We start from the raw sequence: 19,326 nt of genomic DNA on the forward strand, positions 1-19,326 counted from the left end.
AGGAGATTTAATGGGGGTTTTGGAACAATTCAAACGTGCACTAGCTCTGTATGATGAGATCCTCAAGCTGCCGCACAGAACGGAGATTGCAAGGGAATTAAGGGACGAGGAGGATTTATTTATGCTGCTTTGCTTTTCAGAATTGTTGGGACTCCCAAATCCTGCTTTTTACTATACCCTTGAACTCTACCCCGTCATCATTGAGAGATTCCATGATTGGCATCTGAGGGCAGGGATGGAGAAGTCCCCTCTGGATGGAATACGTTGTTGTTAGGAGGAGTTTTTATGAATATGCTGGAAAAGAAAATTTATTTCATCGGCGGAAAAGGCGGGGTTGGCAAAAGCACAACTTCAGCGGCAATGGCGCTTTTTCTCGGCCAAAAAGGAAAAAAGGTCCTTCTTGTTTCAACTGATCCCGCCCATAATACCGGGGATTTATTCCACAAAAACTTCAGTGGCGGTAAAATTGAAAAAGCAACGAAAAATCTTGATGTACTGGAGATTGACTCGGAACAGGAGTCAAGAAATTATATAAATGGAGTAAAAGGGAATCTGAAAGGTATGGTCAAAGCGACCATGCTGGATGAAGTGAACAGACAGATCGATATGGCAGCCGCTTCTCCGGGAGCAGAAGAAGCAGCATTATTTGATAAGATCACTTCGCTGATTCTTGAGGAAATTGCAAACTATGATGCTATCGTGTTCGATACAGCGCCAACAGGTCATACTATCAGGCTCCTGACCCTCCCTGAATTGATGGGTGTCTGGATGGACGGGCTGTTGGAACGGCGTAAAAAAGCGAATGAGAATTATGCACAGTGGATGAATGATGGGGAAATCAGAGAGGATCCATTATATGAAAAGTTGAATGAACGAAAAAATCGCTTCAAGCGTGTCAGGGAAATCCTTCTTGATGAAACACAAACAGAGTATATATTTGTTTTGAACGCTGAACGTCTGCCAATTCTTGAAACCGGAAAGGCCATCGAAACATTGCATCAGCATGGAATCCATGTGAATACGATCGTGGTCAATAAAGTCATTCCCAGGGAAGCAGATGGCAGGTTCATGGAACAAAGAAGGACAAACGAAAAATTATATCTGGATGAAATAAAAGAGAAATTTGAACATAAGAGACAGATTTTCCTTCCGCTCCTTGAACACGATATTTCATCTTTGGACATCCTGGAACATATTTCAGCTCTTTTAGGAAAGCAGATTGAAACTTTATATATCCATCATAATCATTAGCGTTTTCCCTTCCATATTTAGGGTTATATAACTACATGGATAATTATTGAAGCAAAAAAGAACTAAAACTATTGCTATAGAGAAAGGGGCTCGCAGAGTGAGACGGATTTTTCCCGGTTCGATTACATCATATAGCCAATTCGGGCATTTGAAAGTCCCCAAAAGCATTAAAAATGTTTGCCCGGTTTGCAAAGAGAAGGTTGAATTTATCCTCAAATCGACTTATCAAAGCAGCAAACATGGATTGATGACTGAAAGTGCCTGTCCTTCGTGTAAAAATAGTGTTCCGTTTATCATCATTACAAAGGGAAACGACACGCATCTTGATGTGTACATATATGACCCACAACGTTCGACTGACGCGTTAAGCAAAATCGAACATATCCCGGGGATGCCGGAAGAGTTAATCCGGGCTTATAAGTCCGCCGTCAGCGTCTATCTTTCGAAAGAAAATGCGGCGACCGCTGTATTGGCTAAGAGGGTACTGGAAAATGTATTAAAAAACTTTTTAGCAGAAAAAGCGAATGGCCAGCCCCTTGACAAGCAATTCGAAATACTGCCGGAACATATCAATTTAGTAAAGTCTGTAACGTCATTAAGTCCTTTGATGGCATCAGATAAAGGACTTCATCGGATGCTCGAGCTTGAAGCAGAGATGGATGATGAAATGGCAGAATTAGTAATGGATCTACTGGAAAATTTGATTCAATACCTATTTGTATTACCGGGAAAAATAGAGATGACCAGAGAACAAATTGAAAAGAAATTGACTTGACTTGTGGCAGCTTCCGGATGGGGCTGTTTTTTTATATTCAACATCAGGAACTATTTTGATATAGTAGGAGGGATTAAAGGGGGAGCAGCAGTGAATCATAAAAAAACGGTGAAAATATTACTCGCCATCCTTATGGCTTATTTTATTTTGCCAAATCTAGTTTCAGCTCATAATGGTTCACGAGATGAACTTGGTGGGCATTTCCGTAATGCGGATTGCACCTATTTCCTTCATGAACCAACTTCATTGGCGAAAAGTGCAGCAAATATAGATGAACTGATCCGTCTGATACAGGTGTATAACAATAATTCCGGTTGTGCCGATGGGTTGAGTGAAGGAAAGATCGATCTGGAGGGATATACTTTTCAGGGAGAAGGAGGAGCGGCTTCAAAACCAACTGAAAACTCGGTTCCTAAAGCAGCACTTGCAACTGGCAAATTGCAAATTGGCAAAACGTATGAAGCAGAATTAAAAGATTGTACTGACGGGGATACCGCCGTCTTTACGATCAACGGAAAAGACTATAAAACTCGTTTTCTATACATAGACACTCCAGAAAGCACAAGGACAAAGGAGCCGTTTGGACATGAGGCTGCTCAGTATACCTGTTCCTTTTTAAAACAGGGGGAAATCACACTAGAAACTGATGGCTCCAGCCTGTTCGATAAATATGAACGACTTCTGGCCTGGGTTTGGGTAGATGACAAACTTCATCAGGAAGCAATCACGAAAGCAGGTCTTGTAGAAGACTTTTACGATTACGGCAGCTATAAATACGAAAACCGGATCTGGTCAGCGATGGAGTTTGCAAAAGAAAACGGAAAAGGAATGTATGCCGGGGAAGGAAACACATCCCGCCCAAAAGATTCTGCAGACGATTCACCCAAAGGGCAGGAAAGCGAAAATAGTGAAGGGACAAAAGATGCTGACGAGCTAAATTGTGGCTTTTTAAGCGGCCTTTTGTTCGCGCTGTTATTTTACCTGACAGTCCCATTCAAAAAATCCCTAGGAAAGCCAACACTGATCGCCCACCGAATGTGGGGTGAAAAATGGTGGCTTAACCTATTGCTCGGAATTCTTTACGCATTATTGTGCTACATAACATTACTTTTATTGCTTATGGAATTACTCCCTCTTTTAAAAAGTAATAAGCGCAGACGGTGATGACGGACAAATATCTCCGGGATTCTCGCAAAACTGTCCGTCATTGAGGGCATGATGGACAAAAAACTCTAGGATACTCACAAAACTGTCCGTCATCGGGAGCATGATGGACAAAAAACTCCGAGATACTCGCAAAACTGTCCGTCATCATAATGTTGACGGACAGTTTAATAAACTTTTAAAAAGAACCTCCAGCTCTTAAACACATTATTGATTATTATCATCCTGCGAAAGTAGCATATTCTCAATGTCCTCATTGGTTGGCGGTGTTTCTGGTTTCAAAAAATGAGTGAGCTTATCTATTTTTCTATGTAATCTTACGATATCAATCAAAATCAGCAGCAGTAACACAATTATTATCCAAGACATCGTTACCTCCCCCTTCTATAATTTCTAATATAAGGTAAATATTATGGAATGGATAGGCTAAAATGGATAAAGTTTGCGCTGGTCACTGGTTTATAATACTATTTTAATGACTATTTATGGTGGTGTTGCAGTGGAAATTACCAAGCATTTATTAATGAATCTTTCACTTCTTCTTGTCCTTCTTTTTTTTACGCAGTTAATCATGGAAAGGCAAGTGAAAGAAGAAAGTCGAAAAAATCTTGAATTAGTCTATTTCGTTATTGCCATTTTTACATGTTATATTTTTTCAGTGCAGGTCCAGGATGGTATCAGCTTTGACCTTCGCCAGGTGCCAATGATCTTAGGGAGTCTATATGCCGGCCATAGCTTTCTGTTTGCAGGTCTAACCATATTGATGAGAGGGTTTTTAGGGATTAATGATGGGTTTTGGATATCGGTCTTGGTGTTTACCACTCTTGCTTTCATTTTAAAATGGATGCAATCGTGGTTTAACAGGCTTACCATCAATCAGCGGGTCGGTGTATCAATCATTTTGACTGTCATGACTTCGTTCGTTTTAATGCAAATGGTGACGGTGGTCAATCAACCTATCAGGCACCCTGAAGCCTGGCTCAGTTTTATTTTAATCCCGGCGCTTACAGCTGGCCTGATCAGTTATTCAATTGAAACCATCAAGCAAACATTGATCATTCGCCAGCGGCTTGCGAAGGCTGATAAAATTGAGGCTGTCAGCCATCTGAGTGCAGCTATTTCCCATGAAATCCGCAACCCTCTTACAACGGTAAAGGGATTCCTGCAGCTTCTCAGCGAACAGGATTATCCTGATGAAAAGAAGAAAGAATTCATCCATATTGCAGTCGAGGAACTGAATCGCGCAGAAGAAGTCATCAATGATTATCTTACTTTTGCCAGGCCAGCGTTTGAAAAGGTCGAAGAAATCGACATAGAAAAAGAATTGAATCAAGTACTTAACGTGTTGAACCCGCTCGCTAATCTTAACGGTGTGGAAGTCAAGAAAAAATACACTTCAGGTTTGACGATTTCGGGGGACCGGTCAAAGTTTCAACAGGCATTCATCAATCTGATAAAAAATGCCCTTGAAGCGATGCCAAATGGAGGAGAATTGACAGTGCAGACCTTTCCTACAGGAAGTGTTGTCCATATTCTCGTCAAGGATACGGGAATTGGAATGACCAACGAACAAATCACCCGCCTTGGTGAACCATACTACACAACAAAAGGCCAGCAAGGAACAGGTCTGGGAATGATGGTGACATTCAGCATCATTCGGGCAATGAAGGGGAAAGTCGAAATAAAAAGCCAGGTCGGCAAAGGGGCGACTTTCCATATGCGTTTTAATCATTTTGAGAATAAGCCTGATTAGATTAAATCGGCTCAATACAGCCGATTATGAAGGAGTTGATTTTCCTGAAGGAAAAAGCCTGCCAGAAAACCTGGCAGGCTTTTAACGTTGGATGATTTTCCTGACAACATTCTGAAGATTTCCTTCGGTTGTAATATCCGAAAAGTTAATTCCGAGCTGTACCGCAGTTTGAGCGACTTCCGGCCGGATGCCTGTTACAATTGTTCGCACCCCAATCAGTTTCAAGGCGTCCATTAATTTAAAAATCTCATGGGCGACCATAGTATCTACCATCACGACCCCTGAAAGGTCGAGGATCAGCGAATTGATTTTGGCATCAATACTCTGGGTTAGCGTAGATTCCATCAAGCCTTTTGCTCTGGTTGTATCGATTTCTCCGATTAATGGCAGAAGGCCAACTTCTTTTGTAAGGGTTATGACAGGTGCACTTAACTCCTTGATCAAAGTTGCCTGGGAGGCAAGCCGGTTCATGAGAATTTCCATGAAAACGATAATAAAGGTTTCAAATACATAATCAAGCGTATAATTCAGCTTTTTTTCCCAGGTAAAGACATCATCCAAGGTAATTTCCAGATCCGTCTCTCTGACAAACTTTTGCACATACTCCCAATAGACGCGCCGGAATACACCTGAATTCCAGGCAACTTCCGTCAAGTCTGTCTTGGACTTGATCCGATCTGAAGCAGTCTGGCTCGTCCAAGCCGAAATGGTCTCCTTCATCTCTTCCTCGGTCTGGTAAAGCGACTTAGCCACCAGGCGTACATAATTCGAATTTTGTTCCATTACCCTGTTCATGATTTCAGGCGGAGCATCAGCAGAGTAATCTGAGCCTGTTATGATCCGCTGGCGTTTTAGCCAATCCTGGGTGAAGTCTGCAGCATTATCCACCAAAAACTGGTATAACGCCATTGTTTTTTGATCCATTTCAATCCCTGCTTTATTTAATATTGGATAACTCTATTCTTCAAGACTGCTTCCTAAAAGTCAAATTTCAATGTTTTCATTTACGGTGGTAGATGGCTTGATCATCTGTTAAAATCAAACAAGAACGCTAGTTCGCATATGTTTCCTTAATTTGAGTGCGCACTAAATTTTTGTGTTTGATATAATAATAGCATTCAAATTACACACTACAAAACAAGAGATATAGATAAGGAAATTTTACTAGGGGGAGGATGAACATGAAATTTATCCATACAGGTGACTGGCATCTTGGGAAGCTTGTCCATGGTATCTACATGACAGAAGACCAGCGGGAGGTATTGAATCAATTTGTTGATCTTGTTGCTGAGGAACAGCCTGACGCAGTTGTGATTGCTGGGGATCTATATGACAGATCTGTACCGCCGACGGATGCAGTGGAGTTGCTCGATGAAATTCTGTTCAGGATCAATGTCGAGTTGAACACGCCGGTCGTAGCGATAGCCGGGAACCACGACAGTGCAGAACGCCTGTCATTCGGGAGTTCATGGTACCGCCATAATCATTTTTACCTAACTGGCAAATTGACGAATGATTTTAACCCTGTACATATCAACGGGGTCAATTTCCATCTGATTCCGTACGCTGAACCCGGTGTAGTGCGCCACCTGCTTGGCGATACTTCGATCCATTCCCATCAGGATGCGATGAAGGCAGTCATCGGTAAAATAGAAGAAAACATGAATCCGAACGAACCGAATGTTTTTGTCGGCCATGCTTTCGTTCTTGGAGGGGACTCCTCTGATTCTGAACGCGCACTGTCGGTGGGCGGTTCTGGTTGTGTGACACAGGATTTATTTGATTCATTCTCATTTACGGCACTGGGGCACCTTCACAGTCCTGAAGCGATAAAACACGACAAGATCAAATATTCCGGCTCACTTTTAAAATATTCTTTTTCCGAAGCAAAACAGCGTAAGTCCGTATCGATTGTCGAAATGAAAGAGAATGGAAGCTTCGATATCAGATATAAGAGCCTCAAACCCAAGCAGGATATGCGTGAATTGGAAGGACATCTTGAACAGCTTTTGGATCCATCTTTTTATGAAAAAGAAAACACCATGGATTATTTGAAAGTAACTTTGCTGGATGACGGTGCGATGATTGACCCAATGGGCAAACTGCGTCAAATCTTTCCTAATGTCCTGCATCTTGAACGGAAAATCGAATCCATCGACCAGAAGCACAGGCAGCGCTTCACCTCAATCAGGGAAGAAAAAAAATCCGAGCTTGAGCTTTTTGAACAGTTCTACCAGGAAATGACGACTAGCGAATTCACTGAGGAAAAGCGCGGTATCATGACTGACGTGATTGGTAAAGTGTTAAAAGAGGAGGGACAGAAATGAAACCTCTTAAACTGACGATGCAGGCTTTCGGCCCATATGCCGGTACGGAAACGATTGATTTTAAAGAGCTCGAAAACAGGACAATGTTTGTCATTTCCGGTAAAACTGGTGCCGGGAAGACTACGATATTCGATGGTATCAGTTATGCGATTTATGGAAAGGCAAGCGGGGAAGACAGGAATGGCCCTGACTTGCGCAGCCAGTTCGCTGAAGATGATGTCCTGACTGAAGTCTCCCTCGATTTTTCCTTGCGCCAAAAGACATACCGGATCACGCGGTCCCCGCAACAGGAGAGGAAAAAGAAGTCTGGGGAAGGAACAACCACCGTCGGAGCAAAGGCAGAGCTTTATCTGATCGACGGAAATGGTGAAATCCAGCTGCTGGCTTCCAATGTTCGTGAAGCAGATGAAAAAATAAAGGAAATTATGATCATTGACAGCAACCAATTCCGCCAAATCCTGATGATTCCGCAGGGAGAATTCCGGAAGCTGCTGACTTCTGACAGCAAAGAAAAAGAAGTCATCCTGCAAAGGTTATTCCATACTGAAATTTATAAAAGAGTGGAAGAAAAATTAAGAGAAGAAGCAACACTCTTAAAAAAGACGGTAGAGGACCAGGTAGAAAAAAGGAACGCTCAGCTGCGAAGCATTAAAGCAGTTGAAAACGATGAGCTCAAAGAACTGATTGATGCAGGAAGTGTGAATGACACCCTTATTCTTCCGCTTTTGAAAAACGAAATCGATGCTATGGAGAGCAAGCTTCAGGAACTTGCGAAGGACCGTGAAAAGCTGCAAAAAGACCGCGATCAGATGCAGCAGCGCTTGTTCGAGGCCGAAGCCACTTTGAAACAGATTCAATCCCTTGATACCTTGAAAACAGCAAAGGAGAAACTTGAATCCCAGCAATCCTTGTTTGCAGAAAAAGAAACGAAGACTGTACTTGCCAAAAAAGCTGCCCTGCTCGATGCCCAGGAACAACTTTGCCACAGGCTGAAGGCAGATTTTGATTCAATGACGAACCAGGTCTCACAGATAACCCAGCGAATTGGACAGTTATCAGGGAAACTGAAAGAGGCTGAACAGGAAAACCAAAGACAAATTGAACGTGAACCTGAGAGAACAGCTGCAGCAGAACAATTGAACCTGCTAAAGAATATGAGAGAAGAAGTCCTGGCATTTGACAGTACCGACTCCAGGGTCAAGGAAATGAAAGCATCCCTTGATTCTAAAAAGCAGGAACGTGAAAAGGGTGAACATGCCCTGAAGACAGCAGAAGAGCGTCTAAAGGTTCTGCAAATGGAGAAAGAAGAGGCGGAAAAGGCTCAATTTACTTTTCTTGAGAATGACCGGCAATTAGAAAAGCTGCTGCGCGAGTTGGACAAGCTAATTAAATTTAAAAACCAGACTCAAAAAACTCAATTGGCACAAACAAATTATGAAAAAACCAGAGGACAACTTAACCAGGCTATTGCTCATCATAATGATGGCAAAGCCGCAGCAGAAGAGCTGGAGCAAAAGTGGCTGCATTCCCAGGCGGCCGTTTTGGCCGGGAAACTGCAGGAAGGCAGTGCCTGCCCGGTCTGCGGATCCAAACATCATCCGGTTCCTGCAAGAGCAAGCGAAGGCTTCATCCCAAACGAAGAGGATTTAAAAGCCGCACGGGAGAAGGTTTCCGTTCTCGAGAAAGAAAAGAGTACTTTTGAAAAAGCCTTTATTGAAGCAGAAACAACTTTAAGGTCATTAAACGCAAATAGCGACGAATTAATGGCTGAAATCATTGGTTTCCGTCCTGGCTTTGAAATTGATCAGACATCGGATGTCATCCTGATGACAGAGGCTGATATTGAAAAGCTTAAAAAAGAGCAGAATCGACTCTCCATAAAGCAAAAAGAGCTTGAAAAAATCAGAGCAGAAATCAAGAGATATGATGAAGGCAGGGAAAAATTGCAACAGCAATTAAAAGGGCTTGAAGAAGGATTCCAAAAACTAATCATCCAGTATACCGAAAAAAAGACCACGCTGGAGAGAATGACAGACAAAATACCGGAACAAATCCGTTCACTGCAAGCATTCGAAGCAAAGCTTCAATCTGCAGAACTGCAGCAGAAACAGCTTGACCAGGAAATGGAACAGGCCCGAAAGAACTTCCAGGATGCCAGGGAATTGCTAGGGACTGAGAAAGCCCGTCTTGAAGAGGCTGAGAAGCGTTTGAATGAAATCGAAGCGAAGTTGGTCGAAGAACGGGAAACGTTTAAAAACAACATGACAGCCCAGGGATTTGAAAATTACCAGGCATATCACCAGGCGAAGGTCCCTGAGCAGGCAATCCTGCGACTTGAAACAGAAGTAAGAAATTATCGCGAAGAATTGAGATCTGTCAGGGACCGTTTTACAGAACTCTCGGAAATGTTGAAGGATGTTAAAAAGCCTGATCTGGAAACACTTCAAACTAGTTTCGCAGAACTGAATCAAAAGATTAAAGAAGCTGATGAGGCATTCCAGGATCTCAATCTAAAAAAACGTGATAATCAGTCTATTTTTAAACAGGTTATCACATTGAATGAACAAATGAAGCAGCTTGAGGAAAAGTACAAATTAGTCGGTCATCTATTCGAAATCTCCAAAGGACAGAACACTTATAGAGTTACATTTGAACGCTTCGTCCTTGCTGCTTTCCTCGATGATATTCTTCGGGAGGCCAATGTCAGGCTGCATAAGATGACAAGCGGCCGATACAGATTATTGAGGAAAACGGACCGTTCAAAAGGCAATGTTCAAAGTGGTCTGGAACTGCTGGTACTTGATGCTTACACAGGGCAGGAAAGGCATGTCAAGACCCTTTCTGGGGGTGAGAGCTTCAAGGCGGCCCTCTCACTGGCCCTAGGCCTTGCGGATGTGGTACAGAACTACGCCGGCGGAGTTTCGCTTGAGACCATGTTCATTGATGAAGGATTCGGAACGCTTGATCCAGAATCGCTTGATCAGGCAATTGAAGCATTGATCGATATCCAGAGCAGCGGACGCCTTGTCGGCATCATATCTCACGTTCCAGAACTAAAGGAACGAATTGATGCAAGGCTTGAGGTTATCTCTACACAAACAGGAAGCAAAACTCAGTTTATGTTAATGAATTAACAAAGAATACAGCATCTTGAAATAGGTGCTGTATTTTCACGCTTAAAGAAAAGTCTATAAAACTCAGCAAAGCTAAATCAGCTTTTATTGAGCAATCATCAAATATAGTCAGCAGGGAGATAGATCATGGAATTTGGAGTTCAATACCTTTCATTCTACGTTGTGCAGGTAGAAGGCAAAGGCGATCAGGCAGATAAAAGGTACAAGCATTTCCAGACATTGAACGAGGAAGAGTATGAAAATAGTCCTTTAAAAGATTTCCTGGATGGTGAGTTCACAAAAATCGTAAAACGAAAGGTCGAAAGACATCCCAAAACGGATGAAGTTCCGACAAAGATCGGCTACTTCATTGTTGAGGAAGGGCATGACCTTACCTCAAACCCAAACTATAATCTTTTTCACCGGGCACGGTTTGCGGAATCAAAGGATGATTTCCAGCAGGAGAGTGAGAAGTTCGCTATTGCCTATGTGGATACAAGTGCTGTCCGCGGAGGTGCATTCATTGTAGCAAGGGCGAAGCTACGCAAATATTTTGATGATGCGTTTGTTTTCATCCTGAAATGTGACTTCGAACCAAAAGTAGCTTCCATTTCTGATGAATCCACATTGATCCGTCAGGTAGAAATGGCCATTACGACGAAGAATATGAAGTCAATCCAGTATCCTTTCATGCCTGAAGAAGGGATGATCCAGGATAATGAACTTAAAATCAACCAGTCTTCTCATGCACGTTATTTTGAGGATTTTCTGAAATATGTTGAATATGGCCAGTCGATGCCCGAAATCGTGAAAACTCAAGTCATCGAGATGGTCCGCGGCCACATGGAAGATACATTCGAACCGGAAAGTGAAGAGCGTGAGCATCTCGAAAACGCCATGGAAATCTGGGCGGCCAGCGAAAAACGGGAGCTGCAGGAGCGGTTTGAACCAGAACAAGTCATCGAGGCTGCGGCGCAACTAATCGAGCATACACCCGAGCTCGAGTTAAAAATGAAGCTTGATCATGTTTCAGTAAAAGGATTGCTTGCAGACTATGGTGACAGCATTCACCTGGCAAAATTAAATGGAAAATATGTCTTAATAATTGAAGCAGATACAGTTACCTTTGAAAAAGGTTTTTCGCCAGTCGAATTTGCGAAACCTGATGAAATCGGCACAGTAGTTGAAAAAATAAGACAAAAAGGCTAGAGACAAGTTCATAGAATATTGTGGGTATCGATGATTCGATACTCTTCTTTTTATATTGTCAACCATTCCATTTTATGGGTATACTTGGTAAGTAGAATGATAGAATAAGTTAGTATGAGGTGGCACAGATTGGTCTCTACATATGTGAATTGGGGAGAGTCGAGAGTAAAATTGACCTGGAAAGAAACTAACCAGCTGCCGCCGGTCAATTTGATCACCAGTGTCCACGGTTTTTGCTTTCTTGGAAAAAACCTGCTGTTGGTAAAGCTGAACCACCGTGGCTGGGATATGACAGGCGGACATATTGAGCCTGATGAGTCTCCTGAGGAGTGTTTCAGGCGTGAGACGATGGAAGAGGCCTATGTGGAAGGAGACTGCAGCCTCCTGGGACACGTGATTGTAGATCATAGTGAAAATCTTCATTGGAATGAAAATAGTCCATATCCAAAGATTGGTTTCCAGGTTTTTTACTCAATGAACATTACCGAAATCCATGATTTTGAGGCAGGATTTGAATCAACTGAAAGGATTTTTATTGACCAAAATAGGGTGCAGGAATTTTATCACGACTGGCATGATTTGTATGAACATATTTTAGGCTGTGCCACGAAAAAACGAAACTAAGATAGTAAGGGTGAAATGTATGGATGCAATTAAGCAAAACAGCCGGGCCTGGGACAAGAAGGTTGAAGAAGGAGCTGTTTATACTAAAGCGGTCCCAAAAGAGGTGATTGAAAAGAGCCGGGCAGGCGATTGGCAAATCACCGTAACTACCGGAAAGCCCGTACCGCGAAGCTGGTTTCCAGATTCTCTGGCAGGATTGAAGGTACTTTGTCTTGCTTCAGGCGGCGGACAGCAGGGGCCAGTTTTGGCAGCAGCTGGAGCTGATGTAACTGTTGTCGACATTTCTGCAAAGCAGCTGGAACAGGATGAATTCGTTGCAAAAAGAGATGGGCTTAACCTGAAGACACTGCAATGCAGTATGACTGATCTTTCAGCATTCAGTAATGAGGAGTTTGACCTCATCGTCCATCCTGTGGCAAATGTTTTCGTAGAAGATGTAAGACCAGTCTGGAACGAAGCTTCAAGAGTACTGAAAGACAAAGGGACGTTAATTTCTGGTTTCACAAATCCGCTGTTATTCATCTTTGATGATGATGAAGACAGAAAAGGAAACCTGGTAGTTAAAAACAAAATACCAGGTTCGACACTTGATAATTTGACCATTCAGCAAAAAGAAGAATATATCAGATTAAATGAAACAGTGGAATTCTGGCATACATTAGAGGACCAAATACAAGGCCAAATTGATGCCGGAATGATGATTACCGGTCTATACGAGGACGATTTCGGGAGCAGAAGGCCGCTGGATGAGTTTATTAAGTGCTTTGTCGCTACCAGAGCAGTCAAACTAAACGTATAGTTTTAATGATGCCGCCTTAGAACTTTTCTAAGGCGGCATTTTATTTTTAGAATATTTAGACTAATAGTTGAATATTTCAATATAAACGTTATAATAAAGTTGAAATTACATACCGACCGGTTAGTAGATTATGATAAGGGGGAAGTCAATGAGATTAGCCAACAAAACAGCCATCATTACTGGTGGTGCCAGCGGAATTGGCCGAGCAGCCGCTATGGCCTTTGTAAGAGAAGGAGCGAAGGTTGCCATCGCAGACTTAAATGCAGAAGGCGGGAGGGAAACTGCAAAGCTGATTGAGCAGCAGGGAGGAACCGCTTTTTTTCACGAAACCAATGTAAGCGATTCCAACCAGATGCAAAGTCTTATATCCGCGGCTGTGGATTCTTTCGGACAGCTGGATATCCTCTTTAATAATGCCGGCATCGGACATCCTGATGTTAAAAGTGTCGATCTCGATGAAGAAGAATGGGATCGGATCATCGATATTAATCTTAAAGGGGTTTTTCTCGGAATTAAACATGCTGTTCCTCATCTGAAAAAGGCTGGCGGCGGTGCAATCATCAATACATCAAGCCTGCTTGGGCTCAAAGGCCAGAAATATCTCGCTGCCTATAATGCATCGAAAGCAGGGGTAGTTCTGCTGACTAAAAATGCAGCACTGGAATACGGCAGTGACAACATTCGTGTGAATGCCATTGCACCAGGAGTCATCGATACACAAATCATCGAAGGCTGGAAGAATGATGTTAGGAAATGGCCGATCATTTCAAGGGCAAATGCACTGGGAAGAATCGGGACACCTGAAGAGGTTGCGAACGCGGTTTTGTTCCTTGCCTCTGATGAAGCATCTTTTATAACTGGTGCGACGTTGTCAGTCGACGGCGGTGGGCTGACATTTTAGCATAAAATTTATGAATGGAGGAATAGAAATGAGCGAGAAAAACGTCTGGCTTTCCAAGTACCCTGACTCCATTGCAGCCACTATCACTCTGCCTGAAAAATCTTTGCCGCAAATGCTTCGTGAATCTGCAGGAAAGTATCCTCAAAACAATGCACTTTCGTTTTATGGCAGGAAGATCAGCTATGAACAATTATTACAAAGTGCAACACATTTCGCATCAGCACTTCAAAATAGAGGTGTTGAATCAGGTGACAGGGTGGCGATCATGCTGCCAAATTGTCCTCAATATGTTATTTCTTATTATGGCACCTTGACTGCCGGGGCAGTCGTTACCCAGGTTAACCCTATGTCTGTGGAACGTGAGCTGGAATATATCTTGAATGATTCTGGCGCAGAAACAATTGTCGTTTTTGATGCACTTTATCAAAAAGTCAAGAGTGTTCAGGCAGCTACAAAATTAAAGAATATTATAGTAGCCAGCCTCCAGCCTTCTGAGCATAATTTTAGTCCTGACACAAGATTTGAGGCTTTTCTATCAGAAAGCAGCGGCAGGATCTCAGCCGTGGATGTGGAGCCTGCGGAGGATGTGGCTGTACTGCAATATACAGGCGGGACGACAGGAAGATCCAAAGGTGCTATGCTGACCCACCAGAATCTTCTTGCCAATGTACTGCAGTCACATGAGTTTTTCAAGCATGATATTAAATTTGGAAAAGAGCGTTCCTTGACAGTCATTCCGTTATTCCATGTTTTTGGCATGACCGCTTGTATGAATCTGTCAATCTATACGGGTGCAGAAATCATTTTGCTGCCTCGTTTTGACCTGGAAGAGGTACTTAATACAATTAAAAATGAGCAGCCGACGATGTTCCCGGGCGTGCCGACAATGTATGTTGCAATCACAAACCATCCAAAAGCGGAGGAGTACGGAATCGGCAGCATTGAAATCTGCAACAGCGGCAGTGCGCCCATGCCTGTTGAGCTTCTTCGGGAATTCGAAAGGAAAACGGGTTCGAAAATTCTGGAGGGCTACGGCCTTTCCGAAGCATCGCCGACAACACATTGCAATCCAAGTTTTGCCGAGAGAAAGCCAGGAAGTGTCGGAATCGGCATGCCATCAACTGAGTACAAGGTCGTGGACCTGGCTTCCGGGACAGAAGAAGTACCAGTGGGGGAACTAGGGGAAGTAATCATAAAAGGTCCACAGATTATGAAGGGTTATTGGAATATGCCCGAGGAAACAGCAACCACCTTGCGAAATGGCTGGTTATATACAGGAGATATCGCAAGAGTTGATGAAGATGGCTACCTGTATATTGTCGACCGAAAAAAAGACATGATTATCGCGAGCGGCTATAATATCTATCCCCGTGATATAGAGGAAGTACTCTATGAGCACCCTGCCGTACAGGAGGCAGTAGTCATCGGAATTCCTGATGAATATCGGGGTGAAGCCGTGAAAGCCGTCATCGTCCTGAAGGAAGGTAAGGAAGCGGATGAAGCTGGAATCAAGGAGTTTTGCCGAAAGAATATGGCGGCCTATAAGGTGCCTAACGTGGTTGAATTCCGTGATCAGCTGCCAAAAACAAGTGTTGGCAAGATATTGCGCAGGGCTCTGAGAGAGGAATTATTAAAAAGTTAATATCTCCATTGATCTAGAAGGGACAGGGGGTAAAATATGGTATAATTTTTTTATGCAGACTAGTAGGAATGCGAGGACAGCAAAGTGAAAGAGAAAATAACCGAGTACAGCATAAAATTATTCGAAAAAAAAGGCTTCAGTGAAACATCCATCCAGGATATCGTGGATTCAATTGGAGTTACAAAAGGGTCTTTCTATTATTATTTTTCCAGCAAAGAAGAACTTCTGATGGATATCCACCTGAGATATATAGACGAATTGCTCGGCAGACAGGAACAGATATTGGCTGATCAATCGACAAGCAAACAAAAATTGTTCGATATCGTCTATATGCTGATCAGCAGCATTAAATCAAAAGGGGCATCAGCAAAAATCTTCTTCAGGGAGATGCGGCATTTAAGTGATGCCAGACTGGCACAGATAATCGCCAAACGGGATGAATTCAGGCTGAACGTGGAACGGCTGATCCGGGAAGGAATCGAAAACGGTGAACTCCGTAAGGATTTAAATCCAGTCATTGTTACCTTTGGTATTCTTGGTGCTGCTAACTGGAGTTATCAGTGGTTTAATCCAGATGGAAAGGTATCTGACAGGGAAGTAGCGGAGATATTTGTCGAAATGATCTTAAAGGGGATCGAGATCAACTGAAGAATAAAATAGGAAGGGGCTTTTATAAGCCTCTTCCCATATCCTTTACATACCAACCGGTCAGTAGGGGGAAAGTGAGGAGAAAAGGATGCAGGAAGTTCAGGTCCAGGCTCGTTTTGGCGAGACGGATGCCTTGGGACATATTAATAATACGAGCTATTTTGTCTATCTTGAAGAGGCAAGAATCCGCTTTTTCGAATCATTGGGCTACAACATGGAATTGGATGATTGGAAGTTCATACTAGCATCAACTAAATGCGATTTTATCAGCCAGGGATATTTTGACCAGCTTTTGACTGTGAAGACATATGTGTCAAGAATCGGGACAAAAAGCTTCCAGCTTGAGCATGACATCGTTTGCTCGCAGACGAATGAGCTGATCGCAAAGGGAAATGCCATCATTGTGCATTATGATTTTAAAAATCAGAGAAGTGAAGTTTTGCCGGAATTGCTCAAAGAAGGATTAAAGAGCTATTTTTTATCCGTTTAAAAAACTGAATATTTTGTATTTTAATTCATTACGGGGGGTGCAAGGTTTGAGGTTCTCAGAAACGGTAGCACTTATTACAGGAGCCGGCAGCGGAATAGGAAAGGCAGCTGCTTCTAGATTGGCTGCAGAGGGGGCAAAAGTGATTTTGGTAGGTAGGACAAAATCAAAGCTTGAAGCAGCAGCTCATGAAATAAACATTGCCCATAAACTCCCTAGAGCAGAAATTTTCCCTGCAGATGTGACCGATGAGGAAGACATCAGTGAATTAGCTGACTATGTTCAAGAACAATTTGGAGACTTGCATGTCCTCATAAATAATGCGGGCGGCTCTGTACATTCAAAAATCATGGACACATCGACAAGCGACTGGGACTTTGTCCAAAATACGAATCTTAGAAGTGTATTCCTTGTTTCAAAAGTATTGGGCAGTTTCATGGCAAAAAAGGCAAGTCTGGAGGAAGGAAAGTTGCAAAGCCGTTCCATAGTAAATGTCGCTTCGTTATCGGGACATCAGGCAGGCGCCCATATTCCTCATTATAGTGCCGCAAAAGCCGGTGTCATCAATTTCACTAGAGCATTGGCTCTGGAATTATCTCCGTTTGGAATCAGGGTCAATTCTGTATCCCCTGGTTTTGTCGAAACACCTTTAACGGAGGAAGGCATGAAGAATGAACAATTCGTGAAGGCGATCAGGAAAAATACTGCGATGAAACGAGCAGGCAGGCCTGAAGAAATTGCAAGTGTCATCGCTTTTCTTGCCTCACAGGAAGCATCCTATATGACGGGTTCAGATGTCCTTGTCGATGGCGGATGGTTAATCAAATAGAAAATATGAAAGGGTGACGATTGATGAATGTAAAAACAAGTGACCATTTAATGGTTAACAGAAGCGGTGCAGTTCTTTCATTGACACTTAACAGGCCAGAGAGTCTGAATGCTTTCAGCCCAGAAATGATTTTCGGACTGACAGATGAAATCCGGAAGGCCCAGGAGGATCCCAATGTCAAAGTAATCGTGCTGTCAGGCTCTGGCCGATCCTTCAGTGCCGGAGGAGATGTGAAGACAATGGGACAGGCAAATGCCGTCGGCGTTTATGACCATATCGGCAAATTGAATGAATGCATTCTCACCATTAAGGATACTGAGAAGCCAATCATCGCTGAGGTACATGGTTTTGCTGCCGGCGCTGGCTTCAACCTGGCATTGGCATGCGATTTGATCATTGCAGCGAACGACAGCAAATTTGCCCTGAGTTTTTCCCAGGTAGGCCTGGTTTCTGATGGAGGCGGATCCTATTTTGTCCCGCGGCTGGTTGGACCGCACCTGGCAAAACAATTTATGTTCACCGCAGAGCCTGTACCAGCAGAACGCTTATACCAGTTGGGAGTCATCAACTACCTTGTGCCATTGGAAAATCTCCAAGAAGAAACGTTAAAACTGGCCGGCAAGCTTGCCAATGGGCCAACAAGGACGTATGGCATGATCAAGAAGCTGGTGGACCATTCAATGACCGCATCATTAGAGGAAATCCTTGAGCAGGAACGGATAACACAGACGATGATGGTTTCAACAGAGGACCATCAGGAGGGTATCGCAGCTTTTAAGGAAAAAAGGAAACCTAAATTTACAGGCAACTGAGGAGGATCATGATGAAAGCAATTCAATTTACAGAATACGGCGGACCAGAAGTACTGCAGACAGTCGAACTGGATCGGCCAATTCCAAAAGGGCAACAAGTCTTAATCGAAATCCATGCGATTGGCGTTAACTATGCTGACACTGCAAGAAGAGAAGGCCAGTATGTAGTACCTACGAAACTGCCATTTCTCCCTGGAGCAGAAATTGCTGGTGTAGTAATTGAAGCTGGGGATTCAGTAACGAATGTAAAACCGGGTGACCGCGTTGTGACGCTGATCGAATCCGGAGGCTACGCTGAGTACGCGTTGGCCGATTGCCGAGGCCTGATCCCCTTGCAGGATAATATGGACTTTGAACAGGCAGCCGCATTGCCGCTGCAGGGATTGAGTGCCTATCACATTCTCAAAACGATGGGGCGGCTGGAAAAAGAAGAAACCGTTTTAGTCCATGCTGCGGCCGGCGGGGTTGGCACTCTTGCTGTCCAACTCGCCAAGCTATTAGGGGCTGGCAAAGTAATAGCAACCGCTAGCAATCAGGAGAAACTGGCGCTCGCAGCTGAAATGGGTGCGGATGTTTTAATAAATTATACCGAACAGGGATGGGAAGAAAAGGTCCTGGAAGCAACCGGCGGCAAAGGGGTGGACGTTGCCCTTGAAATGGCTGGCGGCGAGATCTTCAACAAGACGCTAAAATGTCTTGCTACATTTGGCCGGCTTGTCATCTATGGTGTAGCCAGCGGAGAGCAGAGCAGGTTTTATCCATCATCTTTGATGGCCAGAAACCAATCTGTCATTGGTTTTTTCCTTCCTCAAATTATGAGGAAGCCGGCATTGATTCAATCAAGCATGGCAGAAATGCTCAGGTTTATATCGGAGGGGCAGCTTAAGCTGACAATCGGTGGTGTTTACCCGCTCGAACAGGCAGCAGAAGTCCACCGCCTTTTACAGTCCCGGCAAACAAAAGGAAAGCTGATTTTAAAACCTTAAAAAGGG

The 19,326-nt window shown here is 43.4% G+C and carries 19 protein-coding genes; 17 read left to right on the plus strand and 2 right to left on the minus strand.

All coding sequences use genetic code 11. The annotated features are described in order from the left end of the window. Nucleotides 1–10: 10 nt before the first annotated feature. The 4 genes from QNH36_RS12385 (at nucleotide 11) to QNH36_RS12400 (ending at nucleotide 3,190) form a co-directional block, all read left to right on the plus strand. Nucleotides 11–274 (plus strand): cory-CC-star protein, encoded by a 264-nt coding sequence (locus QNH36_RS12385; RefSeq protein WP_144480989.1) that lies wholly within the window; start codon nucleotides 11–13, stop codon nucleotides 272–274. A gap of 11 nt (nucleotides 275–285) precedes the next feature. After that, entirely contained in the window at nucleotides 286–1,251 is a 966-nt protein-coding gene (locus QNH36_RS12390) for an ArsA family ATPase (RefSeq protein WP_251540077.1), read from the plus strand. 97 nt (nucleotides 1,252–1,348) lie between these two features. Next, nucleotides 1,349–2,026 carry a hypothetical protein gene (locus QNH36_RS12395; RefSeq protein WP_283903571.1) on the plus strand — a complete coding sequence of 226 codons (678 nt, stop codon included), beginning with the start codon at nucleotides 1,349–1,351 and terminating at the stop codon, nucleotides 2,024–2,026. Between the two features lie 90 nt (nucleotides 2,027–2,116). Next, entirely contained in the window at nucleotides 2,117–3,190 is a 1,074-nt protein-coding gene (locus QNH36_RS12400) for a thermonuclease family protein (RefSeq protein ID WP_349654822.1), read from the plus strand. A gap of 207 nt (nucleotides 3,191–3,397) precedes the next feature. On the opposite strand, the gene QNH36_RS12405 is transcribed toward QNH36_RS12400, so the two are convergent. Next, entirely contained in the window at nucleotides 3,398–3,559 is a 162-nt protein-coding gene (locus QNH36_RS12405) for a hypothetical protein (RefSeq protein ID WP_186326881.1), read from the minus strand. Between the two features lie 130 nt (nucleotides 3,560–3,689). Between QNH36_RS12405 and QNH36_RS12410 the strand changes: the two genes are divergently transcribed. Then, complete coding sequence (locus QNH36_RS12410) at nucleotides 3,690–4,943, plus strand: sensor histidine kinase (protein WP_283903572.1); 1,254 nt, start codon at nucleotides 3,690–3,692, stop codon at nucleotides 4,941–4,943. 81 nt (nucleotides 4,944–5,024) lie between these two features. On the opposite strand, the gene QNH36_RS12415 is transcribed toward QNH36_RS12410, so the two are convergent. Then, complete coding sequence (locus QNH36_RS12415) at nucleotides 5,025–5,867, minus strand: STAS domain-containing protein (protein ID WP_144480995.1); 843 nt, start codon at nucleotides 5,865–5,867, stop codon at nucleotides 5,025–5,027. 257 nt (nucleotides 5,868–6,124) lie between these two features. Here QNH36_RS12415 and QNH36_RS12420 point away from each other — a divergent pair, with 257 nt between their 5' ends. The 12 genes from QNH36_RS12420 to QNH36_RS12475 all read left to right on the plus strand — a co-directional run bounded on the left by QNH36_RS12420 (nucleotide 6,125) and on the right by QNH36_RS12475 (nucleotide 19,320). Continuing rightward, on the plus strand, nucleotides 6,125–7,270 hold the full coding sequence (locus QNH36_RS12420; RefSeq protein WP_283903573.1) for an exonuclease SbcCD subunit D: 1,146 nt from the start codon (nucleotides 6,125–6,127) through the stop codon (nucleotides 7,268–7,270). Next, nucleotides 7,267–10,404 (plus strand): SbcC/MukB-like Walker B domain-containing protein, encoded by a 3,138-nt coding sequence (locus tag QNH36_RS12425; protein ID WP_283903574.1) that lies wholly within the window; start codon nucleotides 7,267–7,269, stop codon nucleotides 10,402–10,404. The genes QNH36_RS12420 and QNH36_RS12425 overlap by 4 nt, the downstream gene beginning before the upstream one ends. Before the next feature lie 126 nt (nucleotides 10,405–10,530). Next, nucleotides 10,531–11,592 carry a DUF3900 domain-containing protein gene (locus QNH36_RS12430; protein WP_144481001.1) on the plus strand — a complete coding sequence of 354 codons (1,062 nt, stop codon included), beginning with the start codon at nucleotides 10,531–10,533 and terminating at the stop codon, nucleotides 11,590–11,592. Between the two features lie 129 nt (nucleotides 11,593–11,721). Beyond that, nucleotides 11,722–12,216, plus strand: coding sequence for an NUDIX hydrolase (locus tag QNH36_RS12435; RefSeq protein ID WP_144481003.1), 495 nt, complete (start codon nucleotides 11,722–11,724; stop codon nucleotides 12,214–12,216). A gap of 19 nt (nucleotides 12,217–12,235) precedes the next feature. Beyond that, nucleotides 12,236–13,015 carry a class I SAM-dependent methyltransferase gene (locus QNH36_RS12440; RefSeq protein ID WP_283903575.1) on the plus strand — a complete coding sequence of 260 codons (780 nt, stop codon included), beginning with the start codon at nucleotides 12,236–12,238 and terminating at the stop codon, nucleotides 13,013–13,015. A 148-nt stretch (nucleotides 13,016–13,163) separates the two neighbouring features. Then, nucleotides 13,164–13,916 carry an SDR family NAD(P)-dependent oxidoreductase gene (locus tag QNH36_RS12445; protein WP_251540093.1) on the plus strand — a complete coding sequence of 251 codons (753 nt, stop codon included), beginning with the start codon at nucleotides 13,164–13,166 and terminating at the stop codon, nucleotides 13,914–13,916. Between the two features lie 28 nt (nucleotides 13,917–13,944). Beyond that, entirely contained in the window at nucleotides 13,945–15,558 is a 1,614-nt protein-coding gene (locus QNH36_RS12450; protein WP_283903576.1) for a long-chain-fatty-acid--CoA ligase, read from the plus strand. An 84-nt stretch (nucleotides 15,559–15,642) separates the two neighbouring features. Next, nucleotides 15,643–16,206: a TetR/AcrR family transcriptional regulator gene (locus QNH36_RS12455; protein ID WP_251540097.1), complete on the plus strand. Its 564-nt coding sequence runs from the start codon at nucleotides 15,643–15,645 to the stop codon at nucleotides 16,204–16,206. An 88-nt stretch (nucleotides 16,207–16,294) separates the two neighbouring features. After that, nucleotides 16,295–16,696 carry an acyl-CoA thioesterase gene (locus tag QNH36_RS12460; RefSeq protein ID WP_144481014.1) on the plus strand — a complete coding sequence of 134 codons (402 nt, stop codon included), beginning with the start codon at nucleotides 16,295–16,297 and terminating at the stop codon, nucleotides 16,694–16,696. 46 nt (nucleotides 16,697–16,742) lie between these two features. Further along, a complete protein-coding gene (locus QNH36_RS12465) occupies nucleotides 16,743–17,522 on the plus strand; it encodes an SDR family NAD(P)-dependent oxidoreductase (RefSeq protein ID WP_144481016.1) in 780 nt (259 codons plus the stop codon). Between the two features lie 23 nt (nucleotides 17,523–17,545). Beyond that, nucleotides 17,546–18,334 (plus strand): enoyl-CoA hydratase/isomerase family protein, encoded by a 789-nt coding sequence (locus tag QNH36_RS12470; RefSeq protein ID WP_144481018.1) that lies wholly within the window; start codon nucleotides 17,546–17,548, stop codon nucleotides 18,332–18,334. 11 nt (nucleotides 18,335–18,345) lie between these two features. Then, nucleotides 18,346–19,320: a quinone oxidoreductase family protein gene (locus tag QNH36_RS12475; RefSeq protein WP_283905410.1), complete on the plus strand. Its 975-nt coding sequence runs from the start codon at nucleotides 18,346–18,348 to the stop codon at nucleotides 19,318–19,320. Nucleotides 19,321–19,326 lie beyond the last annotated feature (6 nt).

Source organism: Mesobacillus sp. AQ2 (assembly GCF_030122805.1).
Lineage (GTDB): Bacteria > Bacillota > Bacilli > Bacillales > Cytobacillaceae > Mesobacillus > Mesobacillus oceanisediminis_A.